The 25,515-nt window shown below is 64.2% G+C and carries 31 protein-coding genes and 2 pseudogenes; 18 read left to right on the top strand and 15 right to left on the bottom strand.

All coding sequences use genetic code 11. From position 1 onward, the window contains the following. Positions 1-330 (bottom strand): annotated as a pseudogene (locus IVA82_RS07190) (transposase); the annotation flags it as partial. A gap of 524 nt (positions 331-854) precedes the next feature. Between IVA82_RS07190 and IVA82_RS07185 the strand changes: the two are divergent. Together IVA82_RS07185 and IVA82_RS07180 are read left to right on the top strand one after the other, a co-directional pair. Then, positions 855-1,367 (top strand): mismatch-specific DNA-glycosylase, encoded by a 513-nt coding sequence (locus IVA82_RS07185; protein WP_247383279.1) that lies wholly within the window; start codon positions 855-857, stop codon positions 1,365-1,367. Between the two features lie 421 nt (positions 1,368-1,788). Beyond that, positions 1,789-2,444, top strand: a pseudogene (locus IVA82_RS07180) (glutathione S-transferase family protein). A gap of 166 nt (positions 2,445-2,610) precedes the next feature. Here IVA82_RS07180 and IVA82_RS07175 read toward each other — a convergent pair. Further along, positions 2,611-3,045 carry a hypothetical protein gene (locus IVA82_RS07175; RefSeq protein ID WP_247383281.1) on the bottom strand — a complete coding sequence of 145 codons (435 nt, stop codon included), beginning with the start codon at positions 3,043-3,045 and terminating at the stop codon, positions 2,611-2,613. A gap of 545 nt (positions 3,046-3,590) precedes the next feature. Between IVA82_RS07175 and IVA82_RS07170 the strand changes: the two genes are divergently transcribed. The 3 genes from IVA82_RS07170 to IVA82_RS07160 all read left to right on the top strand — a co-directional run bounded on the left by IVA82_RS07170 (position 3,591) and on the right by IVA82_RS07160 (position 4,893). Further along, positions 3,591-3,974, top strand: coding sequence for a RidA family protein (locus IVA82_RS07170; RefSeq protein ID WP_247383283.1), 384 nt, complete (start codon positions 3,591-3,593; stop codon positions 3,972-3,974). A gap of 156 nt (positions 3,975-4,130) precedes the next feature. Then, a complete protein-coding gene (locus tag IVA82_RS07165) occupies positions 4,131-4,391 on the top strand; it encodes a hypothetical protein (protein ID WP_247383284.1) in 261 nt (86 codons plus the stop codon). Positions 4,392-4,641: 250 nt separating this feature from the next. After that, positions 4,642-4,893, top strand: a complete 252-nt coding sequence (locus IVA82_RS07160; protein WP_247383287.1) for a hypothetical protein — start codon at positions 4,642-4,644, stop codon at positions 4,891-4,893. A gap of 109 nt (positions 4,894-5,002) precedes the next feature. On the opposite strand, the gene IVA82_RS07155 is transcribed toward IVA82_RS07160, so the two are convergent. Continuing rightward, positions 5,003-5,488, bottom strand: a complete 486-nt coding sequence (locus IVA82_RS07155) for a J domain-containing protein (protein WP_247383288.1) — start codon at positions 5,486-5,488, stop codon at positions 5,003-5,005. A gap of 111 nt (positions 5,489-5,599) precedes the next feature. Here IVA82_RS07155 and fabG point away from each other — a divergent pair, with 111 nt between their 5' ends. The 3 genes from fabG (at position 5,600) to IVA82_RS07140 (ending at position 7,450) form a co-directional block, all read left to right on the top strand. Continuing rightward, positions 5,600-6,367, top strand: a complete 768-nt coding sequence (fabG, locus tag IVA82_RS07150; RefSeq protein ID WP_247383290.1) for a 3-oxoacyl-ACP reductase FabG — start codon at positions 5,600-5,602, stop codon at positions 6,365-6,367. A gap of 196 nt (positions 6,368-6,563) precedes the next feature. Further along, positions 6,564-6,812: a helix-turn-helix domain-containing protein gene (locus IVA82_RS07145; protein ID WP_148742694.1), complete on the top strand. Its 249-nt coding sequence runs from the start codon at positions 6,564-6,566 to the stop codon at positions 6,810-6,812. A 128-nt stretch (positions 6,813-6,940) separates the two neighbouring features. After that, positions 6,941-7,450: a collagen-like protein gene (locus IVA82_RS07140; protein ID WP_247383292.1), complete on the top strand. Its 510-nt coding sequence runs from the start codon at positions 6,941-6,943 to the stop codon at positions 7,448-7,450. A 65-nt stretch (positions 7,451-7,515) separates the two neighbouring features. On the opposite strand, the gene IVA82_RS07135 is transcribed toward IVA82_RS07140, so the two are convergent. After that, positions 7,516-7,737, bottom strand: a complete 222-nt coding sequence (locus IVA82_RS07135) for a hypothetical protein (protein WP_247383293.1) — start codon at positions 7,735-7,737, stop codon at positions 7,516-7,518. Positions 7,738-7,833: 96 nt separating this feature from the next. Then, a complete protein-coding gene (locus IVA82_RS07130; protein ID WP_247383294.1) occupies positions 7,834-8,100 on the bottom strand; it encodes a DUF2277 domain-containing protein in 267 nt (88 codons plus the stop codon). Between the two features lie 123 nt (positions 8,101-8,223). Between IVA82_RS07130 and IVA82_RS07125 the strand changes: the two genes are divergently transcribed. The 3 genes from IVA82_RS07125 (at position 8,224) to IVA82_RS07115 (ending at position 10,508) form a co-directional block, all read left to right on the top strand. Next, positions 8,224-9,300, top strand: coding sequence for an alpha/beta fold hydrolase (locus IVA82_RS07125; protein WP_247383295.1), 1,077 nt, complete (start codon positions 8,224-8,226; stop codon positions 9,298-9,300). A 169-nt stretch (positions 9,301-9,469) separates the two neighbouring features. Then, on the top strand, positions 9,470-9,823 hold the full coding sequence (locus tag IVA82_RS07120; RefSeq protein ID WP_247383296.1) for a hypothetical protein: 354 nt from the start codon (positions 9,470-9,472) through the stop codon (positions 9,821-9,823). 82 nt (positions 9,824-9,905) lie between these two features. Further along, a complete protein-coding gene (locus IVA82_RS07115; RefSeq protein WP_247383297.1) occupies positions 9,906-10,508 on the top strand; it encodes an MSMEG_1061 family FMN-dependent PPOX-type flavoprotein in 603 nt (200 codons plus the stop codon). A gap of 191 nt (positions 10,509-10,699) precedes the next feature. On the opposite strand, the gene bfr is transcribed toward IVA82_RS07115, so the two are convergent. The 3 genes from bfr to IVA82_RS07100 all read right to left on the bottom strand — a co-directional run bounded on the left by bfr (position 10,700) and on the right by IVA82_RS07100 (position 12,040). Beyond that, entirely contained in the window at positions 10,700-11,188 is a 489-nt protein-coding gene (gene bfr, locus IVA82_RS07110) for a bacterioferritin (protein ID WP_148742700.1), read from the bottom strand. Between the two features lie 127 nt (positions 11,189-11,315). Further along, positions 11,316-11,585, bottom strand: coding sequence for a (2Fe-2S)-binding protein (locus tag IVA82_RS07105; protein WP_247383298.1), 270 nt, complete (start codon positions 11,583-11,585; stop codon positions 11,316-11,318). 167 nt (positions 11,586-11,752) lie between these two features. Beyond that, complete coding sequence (locus IVA82_RS07100) at positions 11,753-12,040, bottom strand: hypothetical protein (RefSeq protein ID WP_247383299.1); 288 nt, start codon at positions 12,038-12,040, stop codon at positions 11,753-11,755. Positions 12,041-12,175: 135 nt separating this feature from the next. On the opposite strand from IVA82_RS07100, the gene IVA82_RS07095 reads away from it, so the two are divergent. Continuing rightward, on the top strand, positions 12,176-12,514 hold the full coding sequence (locus IVA82_RS07095) for a hypothetical protein (RefSeq protein WP_247383300.1): 339 nt from the start codon (positions 12,176-12,178) through the stop codon (positions 12,512-12,514). 212 nt (positions 12,515-12,726) lie between these two features. Continuing rightward, positions 12,727-13,011 (top strand): hypothetical protein, encoded by a 285-nt coding sequence (locus IVA82_RS07090; protein WP_247383301.1) that lies wholly within the window; start codon positions 12,727-12,729, stop codon positions 13,009-13,011. A gap of 84 nt (positions 13,012-13,095) precedes the next feature. On the opposite strand, the gene IVA82_RS07085 is transcribed toward IVA82_RS07090, so the two are convergent. After that, entirely contained in the window at positions 13,096-14,322 is a 1,227-nt protein-coding gene (locus IVA82_RS07085) for a lytic murein transglycosylase (protein ID WP_247383303.1), read from the bottom strand. 7 nt (positions 14,323-14,329) lie between these two features. Beyond that, the gene (ettA, locus tag IVA82_RS07080; protein WP_247383304.1) at positions 14,330-15,979 is read right to left on the bottom strand and encodes an energy-dependent translational throttle protein EttA; all 1,650 of its coding nucleotides are present in this window, start codon (positions 15,977-15,979) and stop codon (positions 14,330-14,332) included. 234 nt (positions 15,980-16,213) lie between these two features. Here ettA and IVA82_RS07075 point away from each other — a divergent pair, with 234 nt between their 5' ends. Together IVA82_RS07075 and IVA82_RS07070 are read left to right on the top strand one after the other, a co-directional pair. Beyond that, the gene (locus tag IVA82_RS07075; protein ID WP_247383306.1) at positions 16,214-16,429 is read left to right on the top strand and encodes a hypothetical protein; all 216 of its coding nucleotides are present in this window, start codon (positions 16,214-16,216) and stop codon (positions 16,427-16,429) included. A 130-nt stretch (positions 16,430-16,559) separates the two neighbouring features. After that, positions 16,560-17,522 carry a D-2-hydroxyacid dehydrogenase family protein gene (locus IVA82_RS07070; RefSeq protein ID WP_247383308.1) on the top strand — a complete coding sequence of 321 codons (963 nt, stop codon included), beginning with the start codon at positions 16,560-16,562 and terminating at the stop codon, positions 17,520-17,522. Positions 17,523-17,526: 4 nt separating this feature from the next. On the opposite strand, the gene IVA82_RS07065 is transcribed toward IVA82_RS07070, so the two are convergent. Together IVA82_RS07065 and IVA82_RS07060 are read right to left on the bottom strand one after the other, a co-directional pair. Then, positions 17,527-18,495, bottom strand: coding sequence for an NAD-dependent epimerase/dehydratase family protein (locus IVA82_RS07065; protein WP_247383309.1), 969 nt, complete (start codon positions 18,493-18,495; stop codon positions 17,527-17,529). A gap of 148 nt (positions 18,496-18,643) precedes the next feature. Beyond that, entirely contained in the window at positions 18,644-19,852 is a 1,209-nt protein-coding gene (locus IVA82_RS07060) for a L,D-transpeptidase (protein WP_247383311.1), read from the bottom strand. Positions 19,853-20,219: 367 nt separating this feature from the next. On the opposite strand from IVA82_RS07060, the gene IVA82_RS07055 reads away from it, so the two are divergent. Beyond that, positions 20,220-20,981: a hypothetical protein gene (locus tag IVA82_RS07055; RefSeq protein WP_247383315.1), complete on the top strand. Its 762-nt coding sequence runs from the start codon at positions 20,220-20,222 to the stop codon at positions 20,979-20,981. Positions 20,982-20,983: 2 nt separating this feature from the next. Here the strand turns inward: IVA82_RS07055 and sseA are convergent, their stop codons facing one another. The 3 genes from sseA to IVA82_RS07040 all read right to left on the bottom strand — a co-directional run bounded on the left by sseA (position 20,984) and on the right by IVA82_RS07040 (position 23,711). After that, entirely contained in the window at positions 20,984-21,838 is an 855-nt protein-coding gene (gene sseA, locus IVA82_RS07050) for a 3-mercaptopyruvate sulfurtransferase (protein WP_247383312.1), read from the bottom strand. 142 nt (positions 21,839-21,980) lie between these two features. Continuing rightward, positions 21,981-22,394 carry a rhodanese-like domain-containing protein gene (locus IVA82_RS07045; protein WP_007613708.1) on the bottom strand — a complete coding sequence of 138 codons (414 nt, stop codon included), beginning with the start codon at positions 22,392-22,394 and terminating at the stop codon, positions 21,981-21,983. Between the two features lie 141 nt (positions 22,395-22,535). Then, entirely contained in the window at positions 22,536-23,711 is a 1,176-nt protein-coding gene (locus tag IVA82_RS07040) for a VWA domain-containing protein (protein ID WP_247383313.1), read from the bottom strand. Positions 23,712-23,834: 123 nt separating this feature from the next. On the opposite strand from IVA82_RS07040, the gene IVA82_RS07035 reads away from it, so the two are divergent. Together IVA82_RS07035 and IVA82_RS07030 are read left to right on the top strand one after the other, a co-directional pair. Then, positions 23,835-24,080, top strand: coding sequence for a GlsB/YeaQ/YmgE family stress response membrane protein (locus IVA82_RS07035; RefSeq protein ID WP_148743518.1), 246 nt, complete (start codon positions 23,835-23,837; stop codon positions 24,078-24,080). 93 nt (positions 24,081-24,173) lie between these two features. Continuing rightward, positions 24,174-25,016: a MoxR family ATPase gene (locus IVA82_RS07030; protein WP_247383314.1), complete on the top strand. Its 843-nt coding sequence runs from the start codon at positions 24,174-24,176 to the stop codon at positions 25,014-25,016. The last annotated feature ends 499 nt before the right edge of the window (positions 25,017-25,515 follow it).

Raw genomic sequence — 25,515 nt, 5'->3', positions numbered from 1 at the left:
CTTGAGCCGGCCATGCCGCTCCAGCGAAGGCAGCAACGTCGGAATCATTACCCGGAGCCGCTTGCCGCAGATCCGATCCGAGGCCTCCCACAGCGCCACTAGCGCATCCCTGATAGGGGCGCCATAGGTCGGCTTTCGCTGCCGCCGGGCCTCCGGCGAAATTGCGACATGGCTGGCCAGCGCCCGAACCGCGTGCTTGCGATGCCAGCCCGTCACCGCGCAAAGCTCGTCGAGAATGCGCCCCTTATCTGCCCGCCCTGCTGATCGATAGCGGTCTACCACCGCCGCCGTGATCTCGCGCCGCGCACCCACGCTGATCCGTCCTGCCATCGGCGACACCGATCCGATTCGGTATCGCGGCCCCACTCCTGACGGTCAGTTCTCCGGTAACATTCTTGATGAGGCAATGCGCATCGCGTCCCAATCAGGCAAAGTTTAGCGCGAGGATTCGACAAGCCTATCAGGGCAAATGTGCGTTTACTGGCTGCACCACAGCAGAAGCGCTCGAAGCAGCCATATCAAGGTCGAAAAAGGGCGAGACGACAATAACCTACGAAATGGAATCTTGCTTCGGGCTGATGTCCATGCGCTTTTTGATGAAGGCCTGATTGCCCTGACCCTAGATGGAAACGAGTCGAAATTAGCAGTAGGCTTTCAGACATAACCTACGATTTCCTGCGAACAAGGGAGGTAGCGCAACCGAGGAACGAGGGCCCATCGGAAGAGAACATCCGTCATCATCGACTGAGATTTGGATTTCATTGTTCGTGAAGCAACAGTCTGCTACCAGCCGCGGACGGCCCTGTTTGGCTAACCCGCTTTGCGGAGCTGACAAGCCTGCGGACGCGCGTGACTTGCCCGACACGGGCACCCGCCGCCTCCCCAACCAGCTCCGTCCCGACCTCCGCCTCGTCTTCGTCGGCACCGCCGCCAGCACGCGCTCGGCCGAAGTGGGGCACTACTACGCCCATCCCGGCAACCGCTTCTGGCGCGCGATCCATGAGTCCGGCATTACGCCGCGCCTCTATCAGCCGAGCGAGTTTGCAAGTTTGCTCGAGCTCGGGATCGGCTTCACCGATCTCTCCAAGTCGGGCGCCGGGATGGATCACCAGATCGCGGCCACATCGATCGACGTGGCGGGGTTCAGAGCCAAGATCGAAAAGCATCGGCCGAGGACGATTGCGTTCACGAGCAAGAAGGCGGCGAGTTTGTTTTATGGGAGGCCGTCCAGCGTGATTTCGCTCGAACGGCAGCGGCGCGATGGAAGTTTGCCGGAGATCTTCGTGCTGCCCTCGCCGTCCGGCGCTGCGTCGGGGCACTGGACGATGGAGCCGTGGCGGGCGCTTGCGGCGTGGATCGGTTCGTAGATTGGATAAGCGATAGCCCGCCATACTCAGTCGTCGTCCCGGCGAAGGCCGGGGATCCATACCGCGGAATCTATCGATTGCGGTCGGTAGGAGGACCGAACTACAAGTCTTCGCCAAACTGCGCCCTGTGGTTATGGGTCCCGGCCTTCGCCGGTACGACACCGTGGATTTGGCAACACAGCGCGACCCAACCTGCGCGCAAGAAAAGCCAGATAGGTTGTCGGAATCCGCGCCGGTCGTTCGTCCTCCGGATGCAAAAGTTCGAAAACCGAGCGCTGCCGCAAACCCGTCATTGCGAGGAGCTCGCGACAAGATTGCGAAGCAAGTTTGCGCTGATGCGACGACGTAATCCAGAGTCTCTCCGCGGATAGATTCTGGATTGCTTCGCTGCGCTCGCAATGACGGAATATGGAGCCATCTGATGATCCCCACCATCACCGCCTTCGCAAGCTCGCCCGACCGCGGCAGGGGGTTGGCGCGTGACATGCCGGTCCGCTGGGCGCTGGAGGAAGTGGGCCAGCCTTACGACGTCCGCCTTATCTCGTTCAGCGCGATGAAACAGCCCGCGCATCGTGCGCTGCATCCGTTCGGGCAGATTCCGACCTATGAGGACGGCGATCTCGCTCTGTTCGAGTCGGGGGCGATCGTGCTTCATATCGCCGAGCGCCATGATGGGCTGCTGCCGGTCGAGGCGAACGCCAGGAGCCGCGCGATCGCGTGGATGTTTGCCGCGCTGAGCACGCTGGAGCCGCCGATCGTCGAGTTCGGGATGGCCTTTCTTTTCGAGCGCGACAAGCCCTGGTACGAGGAGCGCCTGCCTATGCTGCAAGATCGCGTCCGCGTCCGGCTCGCCGAATTGTCCGCGCACCTCGGCAAAGCCGACACTGGCTCGACGGTGCGTTCAGCGCCGGCGATCTGATGATGGTGACCGTGCTGCGCCGGTTGAACACATCGGGCCTCCTGGAGGAGTATCCGACCATCTCCGCCTATGTCGCCCGCGGCGAAGCGCGGCCGGCGTTCAGGCGTGCGTTCGATGCACAATTGGCGGTGTTTACGGCTGCGTCGACAGGTCCGTAGGGTGGGTTAGCCTCGCGGCTGCGCGAAGCGCAGTCCGCTGGCGTAACCCACCACTTCTCTCTCACAACCTCGACTGCCGCCGTCGCATAGTGGGTTACGCCTTGCGCCGCGCCGTGTTGAGCAACCGAATTTGTGAGCGGCTAACCCACCCTACGCGACCTGCATCTTACCGCATCGTGATCGCAAGTCCGCTGAGATCCGCGTTCGCCATCAAGCCGACCTGCGATCCGGTCAGCTCGAGCACCGCGCCCTTCTGGTTGGTCAGCACGATGGCGCGGGCGCCGCGGCCGATCGCGAGGCCGGCACCGGCGGCGCCGTAGACGCCGGCAACATCGGAGGGACGGTTGATGTTGGAGACGCGGCCGCGCAGCACGGTCTTGGAGCCGCCGAACACGAGGCCGTAGTCGAGCCCGCCGGTGGAGAGCGAATAGGCGCGGCCGCGGAAGTTCAGCACGCCTGAGCCGCCCGAGCCGCCGATGATCCAGCCCGCCTTGTAGATCGTCAGCACCACGGTGCCGCCGTCGGCCAGCGCCGTCGTCGAAAGCCCGGCAAGCGCGGCAATGGCGAGGAGCGCGGCGCGCAAGGTGGAAGCGATCTTCATGGGGGCGTCTCCGGGGCTGTTTTTCAAGGGTGGAATCGAATCAGACGACCGAATGTACTCGATCGATCGCGGCGGCAACATGATGGGGGCTGGCGCGAGTCGTAGTCTGTAGCAACACACTCAACTGTCATCGCCCGGTTAAGCCGGGCGATCCAGTATTCCAGAGACGGCGGTGGTGAACCGAGAAGCCGCAGCGTACTGGATGCCCCGGTCCCGGCTCCGCCAAGGCTACGCCGGGGCCACAAGGGTGCTCGGCCGCCGAAGTTTTAGCGGAGGCGGCAAGCCGGGGCATGACGGCGGAGTTTGGAGCCGCACGACACCCTCCCGCCATCATGCCATTCTGCCCCTGTTTTGCCCGACGGAGCAAATGATTGTTTTGCTTTTCCCGAATTAGAAGAAAGATCAATGATTTCTGCTTGATGCCTACTGTGCATGGGGTTGTTTTCGCGCTTTTTGTTTGCACGCCCTCTCCGCCCGTCAATCCCGATTGCAACTCTCCCGCATGTCGCTACGCTCATGCACCGACACGACCCCCGAGGTGACCCATGCCGATCCAGCATTTTGCGCCCCCGCCTCACGTGAAGGCACCGCCGCTGTCCTTTGCCGCGCGGGTTGGCGATCTCCTGTTCATCTCCGGCATTCCCGGCTTCGATGCCAAAGGCGCGCTGCCGGAGGGGTTCGAGGCCCAGTTCGCCAACGTCGCCGTCAACATCAAGCGCGTGCTGGACGAGGCCGGCGCCACGATGCGTGACCTCGTCAAGGTCAATGTGCTCCTGACCCGCGCCGCCGATGTCGCTGCGATGAACGCGCTCTATGCCGGCGCCTTCGGCCCGCCGCCCTACCCGGCGCGCACCACCTGCGTGGTCCATGCGCTGCCCGATCCGAAGATGCTGATCGAGATCGAGGCGGTGGCCTCGCTTTCGAAGTGAACCACGTCCGGCGCGTGTGACCTGCCGGGCACTCGGCCAAACCAAGTGCCCGGCTCTCTCTGACATATCCGTGAAACGGCGGCTCCCCGGCTTGCAAAGGACCGGCTTTTCTCGCACGAATTTTCAGGTCACACTTCCCCATCAGGAGATTTTTGCATGCGTCGCGTTCTCGCCCTTTGTGCCGTTGCCGGCATCGTCACCTCCGTGTTCGCCGTGCCAGCCTCGGCGGCAGTCGGCTATTACGTGATCCGCTGGGACAACACCGGCATCTGCCAGGTCTGGAACGAGGACCTGAAGTACAAGCCGTTCCAGTGGGGGACTTCGACCTACAAGGTCGTCAGCAAGCCGCTGCCGACCTTCGCGGCGGCTTCTGATCTTCAGATCAAGCTGCGCGCGGAGCGCCGCTGCACGCTCTGAGCCGGCTCACGGCAGACCGGGTTTGAAGGCGGGTTGCGCGAGCTGCCCGCTTTTTTCTTGTCCAAGGCCACGACGCCGCCAGCCCTGGTTTTCCGCCAAATTCCGGCATTGCCAGTCCGCACGCTTTGAACCTGTCGCGGCTTGCCGCCTACTCACATCTTGTTCGGGGCGCGCTCCCCAAAAGCGTCCCGCACCACGCCTCCCGTCATTGTAGGGAGGCGCATCATATCTTTCATTTGAGGAGCTGATCATGCGTCGTATTTCCGTGCTGTGCGCTGCCGTGGGTCTTGCCGTGACCGCCTTCGTCGCCGCGAGCCCGGCCGAAGCCGGCTATCACTTGATCCGTTGGGCAGACAGCGGCGCTTGCCAGATCTGGGACGAGAGCATTCCGACTACGCCATGGCCGTCCGGCTATCACCGCGCCAGCGTGACCGTCCCGACCTTGCTCGCCGCGATCAACCTGAAGGATGACGCGTTGAAGCACGGCCACTGCACCTGGTAAGAATTCGATCGGCGGACGGAAGAGCCGGGCAAGGGCGCGACGCCGCGTCCTTGCTCGCTTGCATTTTTACTCGCACACAGCGGGTGACGAGGCGCAGCGAGCCAGCGCCTCACGCGTCCTTGTTGGCGCCGGGATGGATCAGGATGTCGCGCGCGGCGGCGAGCTCGATGAAGGCTTGCGCGCTGCCGCCCCGATCGGGATGCGTGCCCTTGGCGGCACGGCGATAGGCCTGGTTGATGTCTTCGCAGGTGAGCTGCACGGCGAGCGGCAGGCCGAGCATCCTGCGCGCGCGGTCCTCGCTGGAAAGCTTCTTCGGCATCGCGTTGCGGCGGCCAAAGCGCGGCGCGGTCAGATCATGAATGACGTCGAGGACGACGCCGATGCGGCGCTGGGCTGCAAGCGTGATGCTGTGATCGTCGTTGTCAAGGGCCTGGCGTAGCACGGGAAGTGCCTGTCCCGCGGCCTGTCGCAGCGTGGCATCCGTGCTCATCCGCACGATCTCGGCCACGAGCCGGGCAGCCTCGGGCCAGTCGCAGGACTCCGACGACCGCAGGCGCTCGAGCACCAGTTTCCAGGATTCAAGCCGTTCCATCATGCGCGCAACGTTTAGCAATCAAGATCAGTATGCCAAGGCCGCCGTTTCCGACCCCTTAATTTCGAGTTAGCCTTTCATGAAACTTCGAAACGAATCCGGGAGGAATATGTCATGGCGTTGCTCGCAAACCACATTGCCGTCGTCACCGGCGCCGGTTCCGGCATCGGCCGGGCGATCGCGGCCGGCTACGCGCGCGAAGGCGCGCAAGTCGTGCTGCTCGACGTCAATGCCGACACTGTGGCAGAAACCGCCCAGGAGATTCGCAAGGCCGGCGGCAAGGCCGAGAGTTTTGCCCTCGACGTGACTAAGCGTGACGACTGTTTTGCGCTCGCCAGGCGGGTCGCCGACAAGGTGGGGCCAGTGTCGATCCTGGTCAACAATGCCGGCATCACCCGCCGCAACGCCTTCACCGCGGAGACGGAGACCGTGGCAAGGGACTGGAACGACATCATCTCGCTCAACCTCAACGGCGTCTTCAACATGACGCAGGCCTTCCTTGCGCCCTTGCGCGCAGCCAAGGGCCGCATCGTCAACATCGGCTCGATCCAGTCCTTCGTGCATCTGCGCACGCCGAGCTCGGCGGCGTACACGACCTCGAAGCACGGCGTGCTCGGCTTCACCAAGGCGCTCGCGGTCGAGCTCGGCAAGGAAGGCGTGCGCGTCAACGCGATCGGGCCCGGCTTCATCGAGACCAACATCAACGCCAATGTGCGCGCCACCAATCCGGCGCTGGTCCAGGCCTTCGTCGACCACACCCCGCTGGCGCGCACCGGCAAGCCCGACGACATCGTCGGCCCCGCGATCTTCCTCGCCTCGGATATGTCGGCTTACGTCACCGGAACGATCGTGATGGTGGATGGCGGGTATCGGACAGTGTGAGCTGAGAGCGCCCTGTCGCTGCGCATCCTGTGCCAATCGCGGCGGCTTCGCGGCAATCCCAAGGTCAATTGGTGCGATCGCCCGCGGTTTAACCTTTCGTTAACCAAACCCGGCCACCGTAGATCTACGGCTTGGGGGTCGTTTGTTCTCGATCCGCTTCCAAAGACGGAAGCGGGCGTAGATCGGGAGGGTATTGATGACCACGGTTCATGTCGCGGCGTCCGAACCGGGCGCGCAATTTCTTGCTCCAAACCAGATCGTTCCGCTCCTGATCGGCGCGACCGTGGACGAGGTCGAGCGCGAGCTCGTACTCCAGACGCTCGCGCGCTGCGACGGCAACCGCACGCGCGCGGCGCGCGTGCTCGGCCTGTCGGTGCGCACGTTGCGCAACAAGATCCGGCTCTACGCCGCCTCCGGCATCGACGTGCCCGCATATCAGGATTAGCGTGCGGCGGCGCGACGTCGATCCGTACTGCCGATTGATGTTGATCAAGCCCGACGCGATGCGCGGGCGGAATTGCTGCTGTCGTCAAACGCCGCTAAGGAATCTGCTTCCGCAGAGGGAGCAGTGGCGTGGCAGACGAACAGAGACGACAGGGAGCTCAGGGTCCGCGCGGGCGGCAAGGCGAGCCGGGACGGCCGGGGCCGCAGGGCCATCCGGGCAAGCGGGGGCCGGACGGCGCGCGCGGCAAGCCGGGGCCGCAGGGCAAGCCCGGAGCAGTCGGAAAGGCAGGACCGCAGGGCAAGCAGGGCGCGCCAGGGCCGCAAGGCAAGCCGGGCGAAATTGGTCCACGGGGACCAGCTGGAGCGCAGGGCCCCGTTGGCCCACAAGGTCCGCGCGGCGAGCTGGGGCCGCCCGGCCAACTGCCTTCGATTGAACAAGTGTTGCCGTGGCTGGACCAGCTCTTCGACGCCTGGGATGAGCGCCGCCGTCAGCGCGAGCAGGAAGCTGCCGAGCGAGCGGCGCTCGAAGCCGCCGTGCATGAGGCCGACGATACGCTTGTCGATGACGGTGGCGACGACGGAGAAGGCGACAATCACAAGAAAAAGAAGAAAAAGAAAAACCGCAGCCACAAGGAGTAGCGATTTCTGGGTCCCGGCTCGGCGGCGCACCGCTAACGCGCTGCACCGCGTCCGGGACACAAAAATCAAGAAGCCTCGGTTGAATCATCCTTGCGGGGCAGCATGCCCATCCGCTCGAACTGCCAGCGCATCGCGCGATACCAGAGATAGCCGACCACCGCGCCGCACAGGGCCAGGACGACGACGTTGGCGCTGCTGAACGAGCCGCTCCACCACATGATCCACGCGGTCCACAGCAGCGTGAAGACGAGGGCGCCTGCTTTGAGGGGAAGAAGGGGGCGGCTCATGGTCGGGCTCCGGGTTGGCAAAACCACGGCGAACATCATCGCGCGTTGAAGCGGCGCCTACCGTGAGCCAGATCACGGAACGGCTGCAGGGACTGACTAGCCGAAACGCAACCGCGAACGCTCCTTCGCCTTCTCCGCCTCGACCTCGCGGTCGCGCGCCGGCGCGTGGGTGTGCAGTGAGTTCAGCAGCCGGCGTGCGGCCTGCGAGACCTCGGCCACCGCGCGGTCGAACGCCGCCTCATTGGCCTGCGAGGGCTTATTGAAACCGGAGAGCTTTCGCACGAACTGGAGTGCACTGGCGTGGATCTCCTCCTCCGTCACAGCCGGTTCGAAGTTGAACAGCGTCTTGATATTGCGGCACATGAAGTGTCTCCCGGTGTTTCCTCAAAGACGATCGGCTGAACCACAATCCTACATCCTTCCGGACAGTTCTGTTAAGGTTCCCGGCAAAGCGGCCGCAGATTACGAGCCGCACGGGAGAGAAACATGAAAACTTGTTGCGCGGTGCTGTCGGCCGTTCTGCTGTCCATCTCGTTGCCAGCCATCTCGATATCGGCGACGGCCGCCGATTATCCGGAGCCTAAGCAGGGCGACTGGATCGCCAGGGATTTCAAGTTCCATACCGGCGAGGTCATGCCGGAGTTGCGGCTGCACTACACCACAGTCGGCGAACCGAGCGGCCAGCCCGTGCTGGTGCTGCACGGATCGGGCGGCTCGGCCGCGAGCATGCTGGCCGCCAACTTTGGCGGCGAGCTGTTCGGTACGGGGCAGCCGCTCGATGCATCCAAATACTACATCATCATTCCCGACAGCATCGGCCACGGCAAATCGTCAAAACCCTCCGACGGGATGAAGACGAGCTTTCCCAAATACGACTACGGCGACATGGTCGAGGCCCAGTATCGGCTCGTAACGGAGGGGCTTGGCGTCAAGCACTTGCGGCTCGTCATCGGCAATTCGATGGGCGGCATGCATAGCTGGCTGTGGGGCGAGAAATATCCGAAGGCGATGGACGCGCTGATCCCGATGGCCTCGCAGCCGACCGAGATGGCATCGCGCAACTGGATGCTGCGGCGAATCATGCTCGACACCATCCGCAACGATCCCGACTACAATGGCGGCAGCTACACCAGCCAGCCGCGCATGATGAAGTACGCCATCACCGCCTACGGCATCGCCAGCATCGGCGGAACGCTGGCATATCAGGCGCAGGCTCCGACGGCCGCCAAGGCCGACAAAATCGTCGACGAACGGCTCGCGACACCGATCACCGCGGATGCCAACGACTTCGTCTACCAGTGGGAGGCCTCGCACGACTACAACGCCGCCGACGGGCTGGAGCAGATCGAGGCCTCGCTGCTGCTGATCAATTCCGCTGACGACGAGCGCAACCCGCCCGAGACCGGCATCACGGAAGCCGCGATGAAGCGGGTCAGGAATGGGCGCCTGTACCTGATCCAAGCGAGCACTGAGACGCGCGGCCACGGAACCACAGGCAACGCAAAATTCTACAGCGAGCAGATCAGGCAGTTCCTGCAAACCGCGCCGCGGCGGGGGATGTAGGACGGCGGGCTCCACGTCCTCATCTCGCAACGCATCATATGCGGCGCTTCCACGCCGCATATTATTTGAGCATGCAATGCGCTGACAGCTCGGGCTTAATCGCTTCAACGATACGAATCGAGGCGCGAGACAATCGCGCACCAATGGCACGGCAGGCGATGAGGATCGCATGTACAGGCTCGCATTGTGCGTTTGGCTGGCCGCGACGGCGGCACTGACTGGCATCGCCTTCGCGTTCGACAACGGTCAATACGACAACGTTCCGCCGGACATCCGCGCCTGGTTCAAGAGCGTGATGGCGCCGAACGGTGTGCCCTGCTGCGACATCTCCGACGGCCATCGCACCGAGTACGACGTGCGCAACGGCAGCTATTGGGTGCCGATCGAGGGCCAGTGGATGGCGGTGCCCGAGCGCGCCATCATCCGCGATCGCGGCAATCCGGTCGGCCAGGCCGTGGTGTGGTACGTACGCCACCGTGGCGCCATCATTATCAGCTGCTTCGTGCCGGCCGACGCGGTGTAGCCGACGCGGCAGGCGGAATTTGGCTGGCTGGCAACGGCCCGATCCGGTAGTTTTGTTGCGAAGCTGAAGCGGAGACATCCCGTTGACCGACCTTTGCCCCGAAGACCTCGCCGCCCTCTATCCGAAGCCGAGCCCACGCGTGATCGCGAAGGCGCGTCCCGCGATCGATGCGCATGCGAAGAGATTCATCGAAATGTCGCCGTTCTGCGTGCTCGCGACATCGGGCACCGATGGCAGTGTCGACGCCTCGCCGCGCGGCGGAAGCATCGGCTTCGTCCACGTCGCCGGCCCCAATCAACTGCTGATGCCCGACCGTTCCGGCAACAACCGGATCGACAGTTTTCGGAACGTCGTCGAAGGCTCAGGCTTCGTGCATCTGCTGTTCTTCGTGCCCGGCGTCGACGAGACGCTGCGCGTCGGCGGGCGCGGCACGCTGTCGGCCGATCCGGATCTGCTCGCCTCCATGGTGGAGTTCGGCAAGCCGCCGCGCGCGGTGTTGAACGTCGCCGTCAGCGAGGTCTATTTCCACTGCGGCAAGGCGTTGATGCGCTCGAAGCTGTGGTCGCCGAACAAGGTGCAGCGCTCGGTGATGCCGAGCATCGTTGAAATCATCCACGAGCAGACCAGTCTGGGCGAGCCCGAGAGCCAGAACGTGGTGGAAGCGCGCTACAAGACGCAGCTGTAGCCACGCGCAGCAACCACAGTGGTCGTCCCGGACAAGCGCAGCGAAGCGAAGCGTAGATCCGGGATCCATAGCCACAGGGAGTTGTTTGGCGAGGACTCGTGGTTACCAGGCGCGCGACACAACCTCTCCCTGGGGTTATGGGGTCCCGGCCTTCGCCGGGAAGACACGGGAGTGTGTGGCGACGTTAGTGCCTAATGTCCCTCGCCCTCGAGCCCACCGACGTGCTTCTGGGTGTAGAGCTCGAGGCCGATGCGGCCGATCAGGTCGAGTTGGGTTTCGAGGAAGTCGATGTGGTGCTCCTCGTCGCTCATCAACTTCTCGAACAGGTCACGCGTGACGTAATCCTTGACGCTGTGGCAATAGGTGGCCGCTTCCTGGTAGAGCGCCCGCGCGCTCATCTCGGCGGCGAGATCGCACTCGATGATCTCCTTGACGTTCTGGCCGATGCGCAGGGGATCGAGCACCTGCATGTTCGGGAAGCCGTCGAAGAACAGGATCCGCTCGGTAAGCTTGTCGGCGTGCTCCATCTCCTCGATGGACTCCTTGCGCCAAACCTTGGCCATGTCCCGTAGGCCCCAATTGTCGAGGAAGCGGTAGTGCAGCCAGTACTGGTTGATCGCAGTCAGCTCGTGACGCAGTGCCTTGTTGAGATACTCGATGACTTTTGCGTCGCCCTGCATGGTCCACTCCAGCTCTTGCAGTCCAATCCGGCCGGAGACCGAATTTAGAATATTTCTAAAACAGTTTAAGGACGAGGGCAACCGGCTACCGGACGCAGCCGGAGATAAGCTCGGTCGACGGTGGAGTTCAGCAGGCCGCCAGCGCGAATTCGACGGGCTCAGCCGTCTCGTCATTCGCCACCTGATGGCCGTGTGGGCAGCCGGAGCAGCAGGATTGAGCGCAGGGGCCAAGCGCTTCGTCGATGATGGTCTTGATCGTACGCGCGCAGCGACCGCATTCGGCGCTACAGCCGAGGCAACCATAGACCTGCTTGGCATGGCGAACGGCGTCATCGGACTCGGCGACGGCGGCGCGGATGTCGTCATCGCTCAGCACGTTACAGGAACAGACGATCATGGAAAGCGGCAGGCCCTTTGGTGATGCGCCAGTATCGATATTTAAGGGACCGACCGGATGCAAAAGGAAAAACCGGTATTTGAAGCTATTCCAAACTAGCCCGGGACCAGACTAGAACGGCTCTAAGATACGGTGTTGCGCTGGATCAAAATTAAGCTGGATCGGGCCTAGTCGCCGCCACCGCCACCGTCGCCGCCTCCGCAATCTCCGCCACCGCCGCTATCGCTGCTGGAGCAGCCGCCGCTGTCGCTCGAGTTGCTCGAGCTATCGCTCAAAAACCAGCTCCCCAGCGAGACGCCGTCGCTGGTCCCCGAATAGCTGCTGTCGCCGCCATCCCCGCCCGCGCCGGCGCGCGAACGAGGCTGGCCGCGGTTCTGGAGATGGGTGATCCAGCCATAGCCAATCGCAGAGATGATCCCAGCCGCAATGAGGGTGTTCACCAGCAGACTGCCCATCGTCGTCTCCCAAGCGGGACTGCTTTTGTATCAATTGGTCGCCCCCGCCAGAGGTGCCGTTCATTGATCATTCAAAGGAAATATGGAACTCTGACCGCGAGAGTTCCGTATTCCTGTGTGCGAAAGGTCGAGCCTATGAAGAGATCACTCCTGGCAGCCGCTGCCGCCGCCATGCTGGCCCTTTCGGCAGCAGGACCCGCCCACGCACAGCGCGGCGTCGCTGCGGGCGTGGCCGCCGGGATCATCGGCGGCGCCATTGTCGGCGGCGCATTGGCGTCCCCGTATTATTACGGACCTGGCCCCGGCTATGCCTATGGTCCGGGTTACGGCCCCGGCTACTCCCCGCCCCGCTACTACGCGCCGGGTCCTGGCTACGTCGCCGACGACTATTACGGCGACGGCTGTGTCTGGCAGAAGCAGCGCTTCTGGGATGGCTATGCCTGGCGCGTCCGTCGCGTCAGAGTCTGTGGCTGAAGCGCCAAAGGCCGGTTGATTACGGACGCGCCGTTCATCTCGGGGCCTGAAAAAGACCTCTTTTTCTCGTCACAGCTCCGTGTGCGTTTACCGTGGATTGACCATTTGCGCGCTTCCTAGCTGCAAAGGCCTATTCCATCAGAGTCTGCGTGAACCTTTGAACCCCGGGCGCTCCTAACAAGGAGCATCCATCTCTCAGGAGAGCCAAGAGCATGAAGAAGACTTTAGTTGCCGCCCTCACGGTTGCGACAGTCGCCGGTTCGCTGGTGACCGCCACTCCGTCCGCCAGGGCCCATGACGGCGTCGGCGCCGGCATCGCGGCCGGCCTGATCGGCGGCGCAATCGTCGGCGGCGCCATCGCGTCGAGCCGTCCCGCCTATGGCGGCCCCGTTTACGTGGCCGAGCCCGGCCCGCCGCCGCCGCCCTGCTACTGGCAGCGTCAGCGTTACTGGGACGGCTACGGCTGGGTCGTCCGCCCGGTTCGCGTCTGCTACTGATCTGATCGCAGGGCGCACCCGCGCCGCGATCGAAGCCCGGCCGAGCCTCTCGGCCGGGCTTTTTCTTTTGCAAGACACGTTTAGTTAGCGCGCGGCCTGGATCGACCGCAGCACTTCTTCGCTCGGCCAGCAATCGACCTTCAGGCCCGCCAACTTCTGGTAGGCGCCGAGCGCGGCGCGGGTCTGCATGCCGGCCTTGCCGTCGATCTTGTCTTTGTAGAGTCCAATTCGGGTGAGTCCGCGCTGCATCGCCTCGACATCGTTCGTCCGCAGCTGCTTTGCGGCCGACCACGGCGTCGCGAACGGCAGCGGACTTGTCATGCGGTCGCTGAGATGGCCGACGAACAGCACATAGAGATCGGAGAAATTGTATTCCTTGATGACGAAGTAGTTCTTCGTGGTCAGGAACGACGGACCGTAGATTCCTTCCGGCTGTAACAGCGAGGCCGGCTGCGCCTGCTCGGCGGCGCTCAGGCGTTGCCCGCGCACCGGCACAAAGCCCTCGCGCAACCATTGGCCGATCGGCTTGGTCACCTCGGGCACGCCGCTCGTGCAATCGACCTTGGCCGGCGCCTGCACCTCGTAGGCCCAGCGCACGCCGCTCTGCCAACCCTTGTTGACGAGCTGCTGCGCAGCTGAGGCCAACGCATCCGGCACCGAGTGCCAGATGTCGATGCGGCCGTCGCCGTCGAAATCGACGCCGTGATTGTAGTATTCCGACGGCAGGAATTGCGTGAGCCCGGTAGCGCCAGCCCAGGAAGAGCGCATGTCCTTGCGCGTCACCACGCCGTCGCCCAGGATCTTCAGCGCCAAGATGAACTCGTTGCGATACTGGTCCTTGCGCCGGCCGACATAGGCCTGCGTCGCCAACACACGCACGAGATCATAAGGCAGCGTGTAGCGGCCGTAATCGGTCTCGCGGCCCCAGATCGCAAGCATTACGGTCGCGGGCACACCGGAGGTCTTCTCGATCTCGTTAAGCGCAGGACGGTATTTTTGCAGAAGCCGCTGCCCTTCCGCGGCGAGACGCGCGATCGAGGCTTCCTTGACGTAGTCCGCCGGCACCTGCACGAACTCCGCTTGTGACGGCGCGCCGGTGGCAGGCCGCCCCGGCAGGATCAGGTCGGGCAGCCTATAATCAGGCTCGAGCCCGCGCATCTGCTCGTCGAACGTGGCGCGGGACACGCCGGCCGCCTGCGCCTCCGGCCACAGCGAGGCAATGAATTGCGTGAAGGCGGCGTCGGCGGCGCGGGCGGGCGACCGACTGCACGTGACAACGATCACCGCAGCAATGAGCGCCCGTCGCATCATGCCGGAGTCACCTCGTCAGCTTCTTGTACTTCACGCGGTGCGGAATGATGCTGTCCTGGCCGAGACGGCGCATCTTGTCCTTCTCGTAATCCTGGAAGTTGCCCTCGAACCATTCGACGTGGCTGTCGTCCTCGAATGACAGGATGTGGGTCGCGATGCGGTCGAGGAACCAGCGATCATGGCTGATGATGACGGCGCAGCCGGCAAAATCCTCCAGCGCCTCTTCGAGCGCGCGTAGCGTATCGACGTCGAGGTCGTTGGTCGGCTCGTCGAGCAGCAGGACGTTGGCGCCGGACTTCAACATCTTGGCGAGATGCACGCGGTTGCGCTCACCGCCGGAGAGCGCGCCGACCTTCTTCTGCTGGTCGGCGCCCTTGAAGTTGAAGGCCGAGCAATAGCCGCGCGAGTTCACTTCCTTCTTGCCGAGCAGGATCAGCTCGTTGCCGCCGGAGATCTCTTCCCACACGTTCTTGTTGCCATCGAGCGCGTCGCGCGACTGGTCGACATAACCGAGATGCACGGTCTCGCCGACCGTGATGGTGCCCTTGTCCGGAGTTTCCTGCTTGGTGATCATCTTGAACAGCGTGGTCTTGCCGGCGCCGTTGGGGCCGATCACGCCGACGATGCCGCCCGGCGGCAGCTTGAAGGTGAGATCGTCGATCAGGAGACGGTCGCCGAAGCCTTTGCTGAGGCCTTCGAAGTCGACGACGTTGGCACCGAGCCGCTCGGCGACGGGAATGATGATCTGCGCGGTCTGGGTCTGCTTCTCGCTCGCCTGCTTGAGGAGGTCCTCGTAGCGCTGGTAGCGCGCCTTGGACTTGGCCTGCCGCGCCTTCGGCGACGAGGCGACCCATTCCTGCTCGCGGGCGAGCGTCTTCTGGTGCGCGGCGTCCTCGCGGCCTTCTTGCTCGAGCCGCTTCTGCTTCTGCACCAGCCAGGACGAGTAATTGCCCTCGTAAGGAATTCCCTTGCCGCGGTCGAGCTCGAGAATCCAGCCCGTGACGTTGTCGAGGAAGTAGCGATCATGGGTGACGATCAGGATCGCGCCCGGATAATTGCGCAGATGGCCTTCCAGCCACGACACCGACTCGGCGTCGAGATGGTTGGTGGGCTCGTCCAGCAGCAACAGCTCGGGCTGGTCGAGCAGCAGCTTGCACAGCGCGACACGGCGGCGCTCACCGCCGGAGAGCTTCGTCACGTCGGCATCGTCGGGAGGACAACGCAGCGCGTCCATGGCCTGGTCGACCTTGCTGTCGAGATCCCAGAGGCCCTGGGCCTCGATCTCGTCCTGCAGCTTGGTCATCTCGTCGGCGGTTTCCTCGGAGTAGTTCATCGCCAGCTCATTGTAGCGATCGAGGATGGCCTTCTGCTTGGCGACGCCCAGCATGACGTTCTCGCGCACGCTGAGCTTGGCACCAAGATGCGGCTCCTGCTCGAGATAGCCGACGCGGGCACCCTGCGCGACCCAGGCCTCGCCGTTGTACTCCTTGTCGAGGCCGGCCATGATCTTGAGCAGCGTCGACTTGCCCGAGCCGTTGACGCCGAGCACGCCGATCTTGGCGTCCGGGTAGAAGCTCAGATTAATGTTGTCGAGCAGCTTACGCGTCGGGTAGCTCTTGGTCAGATCCTTCATGAAATAGATGAACTGGCGCGCCATCGGTCCCGAAAACCTTCGATTTGAGGAAATTTGCCTGCCGCCGATGTAGCGATCCCGCCCCCAAAGGGCAATGTTTTCCCTCCGTTCACCACGGACGAATACGGAACGGACACCATCCGGCCGCGGATCCGGACAATTGAAACCATCTTTTAATAAATCAGGCCAAAGCTCGCCTCAGCGCTGAAAAAAGCGCCACCCGCGCAGAACGGGTGGGGAGAACAGCGAGGCCGCATCATGGCTATGATCGAGACCAATTCCTTTCCCGTTCCGGCAGAAGCCGGCCGCTCCGCCACACTCGCCACCGAGCTCAAGACGTTCTGGACCCGCTTCTTCGCCACCGCCTTCAATCCCTACCGTCCGGAACTGCACTACATGCGCGGTCCCGGACCCGCTTGGCGCGCCAAGCACGGCATGGATGCGCCGCTCCGGCTGAAGCCCCGCGATCTCTGAGCCGCTTTCCCCTATCGGATTTTTGAACACGCGAGCTGCTTGCGCGCAGCTCTGATTGTGCGCAACCATGGCCCGGTTCCGATGATGGCGCTCCGCTTGCGCCGTCCCCTCTCGCCATGGATGAATGCCGATGACGCGGCTGCGCTGTGCAATTCTCGACGACTATTTCAACCTCGCGCTCGATGTCGCCGACTGGTCGAAACTGTCCGACCGCGTCGATGTCACCGTGTTCAGCCACCCCTTTGCCTCCGAGCAGGCGGCGGCCGGCGCGCTTGGTGATTTCGAGATCATCTGCGCGATGCGCGAACGCACCGCATTTCCGAACAGCCTGTTCGAGACGCTGCCCAAGCTGAAGCTGCTGCTGACCTCCGGCATGCGTAACGCCTCGATCGATCTGGAGGCTGCGAAGGCCCGCAATGTGGCGATCGGCGGCACGCAATATTCCCGCGATCCCACTGCCCCGCTTGCCATGGGCCTGATCCTGGAGCTGACCCGCGGTATCGGCCGCGAGAATGCGCGCATGCATGCAGGCGAGCCCTGGCAGACCTTCGCCGGCACCGAGATCGAAGGCCGAACGCTCGGCATCATCGGACTCGGCAAGCTCGGCAGCAAGATGGCGGGCATCGCGAAAGCGTTCGGCATGAACGTGATCGCCTGGAGCCCGAATTTGACGCCCGAGAAGTGCAAGGAGGTTGGCGTCGGCTATGCCAGCAAGGAGGAGCTGTTCGCCAAGGCGGATATCGTCACCATCCATGTGGTGCTGAGCGAGCGTTCGCGCGGACTGGTCGGAGCTGCGGATCTCGCGCGGATGAAGCCGACGGCCTTCCTCGTCAACACCGCGCGCGGGCCGATCGTGGACGAGGCGGCGCTGCTGGAGGTGTTGCAGCAGAAGAAGATCGGGGGCGCCGGCATCGACGTGTTCTCGGTCGAGCCGTTGCCCGTCGATCATCCGTTCCGCAAGCTCGACAACCTGGTGCTGACGCCGCATCTCGGCTACGCGACCGAAGACGGCCTGCGCATCCATTACGGCCAGATGGTCGAGGCGATCGACGCCTGGACCAAGGGCCGCGAGCTGCCGCGGCGGCTCGCCTGACGCCTCAGGCGGCCGAGCGGTGGCTGGTGAGCTGCCTTGCCGCATCGGCAAAGCCGTCGCGCCAGGAGGCATGCGCCGGCAGCCAGCCGAGCTCCCTCTTTGCCTTGGCGTTGGATGCCCCGCGCACCTCTGTCATCATTGCCACCATATGCTCGCCCGCAAGCAGGCGCCCGAGCCAGGCGGGAATGTGACGCGGCGGCTTGGCACCAAGCAGTTCGGCCAGCGCGGGCAACCAGTTCTTCACTTGCGCCGGATGATCGTCGACGATGTTGTAGATGCTGCCCGCGCGTCCGCGTTCAACAGCGGCTAGCGTGGCGGAGGCGGCATCTTCGGTGTGAATGAACGACCACGTGCCGCCGCCATCGCCGATCACTGGCATACGCCGGTGGCGCAGCTGGTCGATCATCATCGGCGAGAGCGTGCCGGTGCCAGGTCCATAGAAGAATCCATAGCGCAGCACGATGCCCTCCGGCGTCGTTGATGCCGTGACGTTTCGCTCCAGATACCGGATTGCCTCGAGCGTGCGCTGCAGCTCTTGCGGCGGATGCAGGTCGAGTTCATCGGTCTCGGTCTTCACCGCTCCCCCGGTGCGACTGAAGGTCCAGCCGCAGAAGCTTTGCGCGATGAACCGCCTGGCGCCGGCCTCGCGTGCGGCGGCGAGCAGAATGTCGGTTCCGCGCGTGCGGAGCTCGTTGGTTCGCGCGAAAGTCCGATCGAAGTGACGCAGGTCCGTGGCGGCCGCGAGATCCGTCATCTGGTGGATGACCACCTCGGGCTTTGCGGCAACGGCCGCCGCGCGCATGCCGTCGGCATCGAGGCCGTCGGCGACGACCGGCTCTGCACCCAACTGGCGTAAAACGTCTGTTTTTGCCGCACTCCGTGTCGTGCCAATTACGGAATGACCCGCGGCGATCAGCGCCGGAACAAGATACTGCCCGACCGCGCCAGTCGCGCCCGCAACAAAGATGCGCATCGTGTGCTCCTCAATTCGTTGCAATCCTCTCGGACGTAATCGAAGTACGGAGCCGTTCAAGTGAGCCATGCGCGTCAAATAATTACGGCGCGTGACCGAAGTTCACGCGCCGTCATCAGATCAATCAGATCAATTCCTGCAAGCCGGTTCAGCGCACCGTGACGGGTGCGGGCAGCGGCGGCACTACGGTCGGCTGGGTGCCCGGAACCGAGCCGGCCTGGGCGGCCATTGGAGCCGGACCAGCGGCACCGGGCGTCGCCGCCGCGGATGCGGTTGCGGTTCCGGGCGGCGGGCCACCCGGCATCACCACCACGCGGGTGCCGACCTTGACCCGATCGAACAGGTCGGAGACGTCCTCGTTCAGCATGCCGATGCAGCCGGAGGAGACAAACTTGCCGATCGTCGAGGGCTGGTTGGTGCCGTGGATGCGGTAGACGGTCGAGCCGAGATACATCGCACGGGCGCCGAGCGGATTGCCGGGGCCGCCGGCCATGAAGCGCGGCAGATAGGGCTGGCGTTCGATCATTTCCGTCGGCGGGTGCCAATCCGGCCACTCGGCCTTGCGGGTGATCTTCTGCACGCCGGTCCAAGTGAAGCCGTCGCGGCCGACGCGAACGCCGTAGCGGATCGCACGGCCGTTGCCGAGCACGTAATAGAGATAGGTGTTCGGGGTATCGACGATGAGCGTTCCTGCCGGCTCTTTGGTCGCGAGCGAGACTTCCTGACGGCGCAGGTTCTGCGGCAACTGCGCCGGAGCGGCGTCGGGCTGCTCCTCGGGCGGCAGCGAGGCGATCGACATCGGCCGGCCATCGGCACCGACAGCAGGCTGCTGCGAGACCGCACCGGTCGCGGCCGGACCACCGACGGCTTCCGGCGGACGCAGGCCATCGCTGCCAGGCGCCTGCTGCGCCGGACGGTCGGCATAGATCACCGCCGGCGGGCCGGCGGGGCGGCCGTAGCGGGGATCGTCGGGCGACATGATCGGGCCCTGCGGCGGGGCCGCCGAGTAGACCGGGGGACCTGCGGGACGGCCATAACGGGGATCATCCGGCGACATCACCGGGCCCTGCGGCGGAGCGGCCGAGTAGACCGGCGGGCCGGCGGGGCTGCCGTAGCGCGGATCGCCGGGTGACGCGATCGGGGGGCCGGGCGGCGGCAGCGCGGCGGAGCTCTGCGGCATGCCATCGTCATCATCTTCCAGCGCGTCGAAATTCGGCGTGCGGTCGCCGGGGCGATATTCGGCCGGGGCGCCATAACCCGGCGCCTGCTGCGCCGGATAGCTCTGGGCGTGCACGAGCGAGGCTCCCGCCGCAGCGACTGTTGCGGCAGCGCATATCGTCAGAAAATGTTTGATCATCATCGCTCTTGTATAGTCCCCGGGCCCCGTCCGGACCGTTAACGGCCAGATGACCGAAGATAGCGGCACATTCAAGACATAACAGGCTCATTAGCGCCGGATTTGGCGATTTGTGATCCGCAAGACTACCGTTGCCCCGTTGCATCACGGGGCGGAAATCGCGTCACGCCGCAGATTGCCGAAGTCATCCGCCCCGAATTTAAGGGAACGGCGTGGAATCGTTGCGGTATGTTCGAATCAGCCTGATTCGCCACCGCTTTGAGCTCCGATCCCGCGTGGCGAACGCGGCAATCAGTACCGTCACCGCGTTCAGATGGCTCAAGGCCCGGGCGACCTCACTGCCGGGGCGGAAATTCGTAACCCGTCGATGCTTCCCGGCTTTCGCTTCCTGTTTGCCGCGATTTTGGTTTCAGTCTCGGTCCTGGTGTTCGGCCTAGGTGCCGCCGCGCTGCTGCGGGCGACGCATGAGCAGTACGTCACCAATCCGTCCTGGCGGAACGGTCCGCAGGAGCAGACGTTCGCGCAGGCGTCCGAACCGGCCCAGCCGGTGCTTGCCACATTGCGCGCCGAGGCAGCGGCCGCGCCTGCGCCGTCGCTGCGGGACCAGGTTCCGACCATCGGGCTGCCGGAGAGCGAACCCGAGCAGGTCGCCTTGCTGACGACTGAGGCGAATGCGCAATCTGAGCCGCAAGCTACTGAGGCCGCGCCGGCGACCGAAGCAGCGAAGGCGGAGGCCGCCGCGCCAGCCGCGACCGACACGCTCACCCCGGCCGACACCACGGCGTCCGTCACCGTGGACAAGACTGCGACTGCCGCCGTCAGCGAACCACCGTCATCTGAGACCAGCGCTGCCCTGGCATCCTCGGCGCTCGACATTGCGAGCGCCAAGGTGGTGGCGCTGAACGACCCGGCGACCACGGCCTTGAAGGATCCGCCCGCGAAGGCCAAGGCTGACGCCAAGGCCGCCGCCAGCGTGCCCGAGAGCAAGACGACCAAGCCCCGGGCGAAGGCGAAGAAGCGGCACCGCGTCGTGCGGCGCCCGCCGCCGCCTGTTCAACAGACCTACGATCCGTTCGCGCCTCAGCAGCCGGCGCCCGCGGCGACAGCAACCGCGCGCGCCCGGCAGTAGGCTTACGCCGGGCCGGTTGCAACCGGCGGGCCACCGGCCTGGCCCCATTCCGACCAAGAGCCGTCATAGAGCGCGGTGTCGGTGATGCCGAGGCGATAGAGCGCCAGCGTCAGCACACCGGCCGACACGCCGGAGCCACAGCTCGTCACGATCGGCGCATCCAGCTTGACGCCGGCGCCGGTGAAGGCGGCGCGGAGCTCATCGAGCGGCTTCATCGTTCCGGTCGCGGCGTCGAACAAGAGACTGTAGGGCACGTTGCGGGCGCCCGGGATGTGTCCGGAGCGGATGCCCGGACGCGGCTCCGCCGCGCGGCCTTCGAAGCGGTCGGCGGGGCGCGCGTCGATCACCTGCTCGGCATGGCTCGCGACGTTGGCGATCAGCTGCTGCATGCTGCGCACCCGTTTTGAATCATAGCTTGCCTTGAAGGTCGCCGCGCGAGGCTTCACCTCGCCGCTCTCGACCGGACGCCCCTCGGCGCGCCACTTCTTCAGGCCGCCGTTGAGGATGCGGACATTATTGTGGCCATAGGACAAGAACATCCACCACGCGCGCGGCGCTGCGACCCAGCCGCCGGCATCGTAGATCACGACGGTGTCGGCGTTGGAGATGCCGAGATTGCCGACGTCGCGGCCGAACTGCTCGGCGCTCGGAAACATGTGCGGCAGCGGATTGGAATGGTCCGACACCGCATCGACGTCGAAGAACACCGCGCCCGGCAGATGCGCGGCGAGATAGTCGTCCTTCGGCAGCGGCAGCACGCCCGGCAGCTTGAAGCTGGCGTCGAGGATTTTGAGGTTGGCGTCGTTGATGTGGGCGGCGAGCCATTCGGTGGAGACGAGGGGATCGGCTGTGCTCATTCACTATGTCCTTGTCATTCCTGGGCGTGCGCAGCACGAGCCCGGAATCTATCATGCGGCAGAGTTGGTGGATCAATGGATTCCGGGTTCACGCTTCGCGCACCCCGGAATGACGGGTGGAGAGAGCGAGAGTTCGCGCCTCTCACCCCTTCTTCTTCGGCTCCCACTGCTCCACCGGTCCGCCGGCGTCGCGCCAGGCGGCGTAGCCGCCGGCGATGTGGGCGACGGGCTTCAGGCCCATATCCTGCGCGGTCTTGGCAGCGAGTGCGGAGCGCAGGCCGCCGGCGCAGTGGAACACGAACTTCTTGTCCTCCTGGAACACCGGCTTTGCATAAGGGCTCTGCGGATCGATCCAGAATTCGAGCATGCCGCGGGTGCAGGCGAACGCGCCGGGAATGCGGCCGTCGCGCTCGATCTCGCGGGGGTCGCGAATGTCGACGATGACGACGTCGCCGTTCTTGGAGATTTCGATGGCGTCCTTGGCGGTTAGCGTCTCGATCTCGGCATTGGCCTCGTCGATCAGCGCCTTGATGCCGCGGGTGATGGTCTGGGGCATGTGTTTCTCCCTTGTCATTCCGGGGCGCGCGCAGCGCGAACCCGGAATCCATTTCTCTACTGATACTGCCGCCCGATAGATTCTCCGATGCGCAATTGCGCATCGTAGCACGCCCTTCGGGCGCCCCGGAATGACGAGGAGCTAGTGCGTCAACTCCTTCATCGCTCCCTCAAGCCCCTCGATCGTGATCGGGAACATGCGGCCCGCAAAGATGCGGCGGATGATGGTGGTGGATTCCGAATAATCCCAGTGCTTCTGCTGCACCGGGTTGAGCCACACCGAATGCGGATAGGTTCGGATGATGCGGTCGAGCCAGACCGAGCCCGGCTCCTCGTTGACATGCTCGACCGAGCCGCCGGGCACCATGATCTCGTAAGGCGACATCGAGGCATCGCCGACGAACACGATCTTGTAATCGTGCGGATATTTGTGCAGCACGTCCCAGGTCGGCGTGCGGTCGGTGAAGCGGCGCTTGTTCTGCTTCCACACGCCCTCATAAAGGCAGTTGTGGAAGTAGAAATACTCCATGTGCTTGAATTCGCTCTTCGCCGCCGAGAACAGCTCCTCGACCTGCTCGATATGCGCGTCCATCGAGCCGCCGATGTCGAAGAACACCAGGAGCTTGACCGCATTGCGCCGCTCGGGTCGCATGTGGACGTCGAGATAGCCGTGATTGGCGGTCTCGCGGATGGTGGTGTCGAGATCGAGCTCGTCGGGCGCGCCGGTGCGCGCGAACTTGCGCAGGCGGCGCAGCGCCACCTTGATGTTGCGGATGCCGAGCTCGACATTGCCGTCGAGATCCTTGAACTCGCGCTTGTCCCACACCTTCACGGCGCGGTTGTTGCGGTTCTTCTCCTGACCGATGCGGACGCCTTCGGGATTATAGCCATGCGCCCCGAACGGTGAGGTGCCTGCGGTGCCGATCCACTTGCTGCCGCCCTGGTGGCGGCCCTTCTGCTCCTCGAGCCGCTTCTTCAGGGTCTCCATGAGCTTGTCCCAGCCCATGGCCTCGATCTGCTTCTTCTCGTCTTCCGTCAGGTATTTCTCGGCGAGCTTCTTCAGCCACTCCTCGGGGATCTCCGCCCCCTCCATCGCATCGAGCAGGCTTTCCAGCCCCTTGAACACGGTGCCGAAGACGCGGTCGAACTTGTCCAGATTGCGCTCGTCCTTCACCAGCGAGGTGCGCGACAGATAGTAGAAATTCTCGACCGTGTAGTCCGCGAGGTCGGCGTCGAGCGCCTCCATCAGCGTGAGGTATTCGCGCAGCGTCACGGGGACCTGCGCATCGCGCAGAGAGGTGAAGAATTGCAGGAACATGAGTGACAGATTGCCCGTCGGGTGGCCGGCGTCAAGGGGCGGAGGCTGCCGCTGGGCGCTGGACCGAGAGGGTTTTTGCTCTAGAATTGCCGGACTTGTGACTTTCTCTTGGGGGCGTTTTCGATGGGAATTATCGCGGCACTGATCATCGGCGCCATCGCTGGCTGGCTCGCGGGCAAGATTGTCCACGGGGCGGGATTTGGGCTGATCGGCAATATCGTGGTCGGCATCATCGGCGCGCTCGTCGCAGGCTGGGTGCTGCCCCAGCTCGGCGTCAGCCTCGGCGGCGGCATGATCCGCGACATCCTCAGCGCCACCATCGGCGCGGTGATTGTGCTCGTCATCCTTTCGCTGATAAAACGGGCCTGAAAGCCTGACCGAACCAGGAACGGCCGCCTTGCGCGGCCGTTCCCATGTCGCGACCAGAGCCATGTCTCGGCCGACGACCAACAAGGACGCCCGATGAAATTTACCGGCACCAAGGACTATGTTGCGACCGACGACCTCAAGATCGCCGTCAACGCCTCGATCGTGCTGGAGCGGCCGCTGCTCATCAAAGGCGAGCCGGGCACCGGCAAGACGGTACTGGCCGAGGAAGTGGCGAAGGCGCTGAACTCCCCGCTGCTGACCTGGCACATCAAGTCCACCACCAAGGCGCAGCAGGGCCTCTATGAATACGACGCGGTGTCGCGCCTGCGCGACAGCCAGCTCGGCGACGCCCGCGTCTCGGACATCAAGAACTACATCAAGCGCGGCAAGCTGTGGGACGCCTTCACCGCCGAGCAGCGCCCGGTGCTCCTGATCGACGAGATCGACAAGGCCGACATCGAATTCCCGAACGACCTCTTGCTCGAGCTCGACCGCATGGAATTCCATGTCTACGAGACCGGCGAGACCATCAAGGCCAAGCAGCGCCCGATCATGATGATTACTTCCAACAACGAGAAGGAGTTGCCGGACGCGTTCCTGCGCCGCTGCTTCTTCCACTACATCAAGTTTCCCGATGCCGACACCATGGGCCGGATCGTCGACGTCCACTTTCCCGGCATCAAGAAGCGTCTCGTCGAAGAAGCACTGCGCATCTTCTTCGAGGTGCGCGAAGTGCCCGGGTTGAAGAAGAAGCCCTCGACCTCCGAGCTGCTCGACTGGCTGAAGCTGCTGCTCAACGAGGACATGAGCGTCGAGCAGCTCAGGGAACGCGATCCGCGCAAGCTCATTCCGCCGCTCCACGGCGCCCTGCTCAAGAACGAGCAAGACGTGCATCTGTTCGAGCGCCTGGCGTTCTTGAGCCGACGGGAAGTCTAGGACAAATGCCTCTCCCGTGATCCTGAGGTGCGAGCCACGCGGCGCGAAAGCGCCGCTTGGCGAGCCCCGAAGGATGGAGGGCCAAGACGCGGCCGGGCCGCCCTTCGAGGGCCGCTGAAGAAGCGGCCACCTCAGGGTGACGAAGATGGATTTGAGCCGTTGCCTCCACCTCCGTCATTGTGAGCGCAGCGGTCGCGGTAGGGACGCTCATTGCTGAGCGCCCCCCGCACAGATCCGTACGTGCGGCTTTCCCGCATACGGCTCCCACCTCGGGTGAGTGACGGCGAAGCGTGCTCGCGGCCAAGGATGACGGATGTTGGGCCTGGGGAGGCAGTCACAGGCGAGGCGACTGATCGTCTCCCACCTCATGCCATCGGTCTGGCTGCGGCGCCGGAGCGTGCGAAGAAGCGGAAGGCGCTGAGCGCCCGACTGTTGGTCGGCACCGCATGGTCGTTGAAGTAGCCGGTGACGACCTGCCGCAGCCATTTACCCTGTTCGA

Source organism: Bradyrhizobium sp. 142 (assembly GCF_023074015.1).
Classification (GTDB): Bacteria; Pseudomonadota; Alphaproteobacteria; order Rhizobiales; family Xanthobacteraceae; genus Bradyrhizobium.
This window is presented reverse-complemented; position numbering and strand designations above follow the sequence as displayed.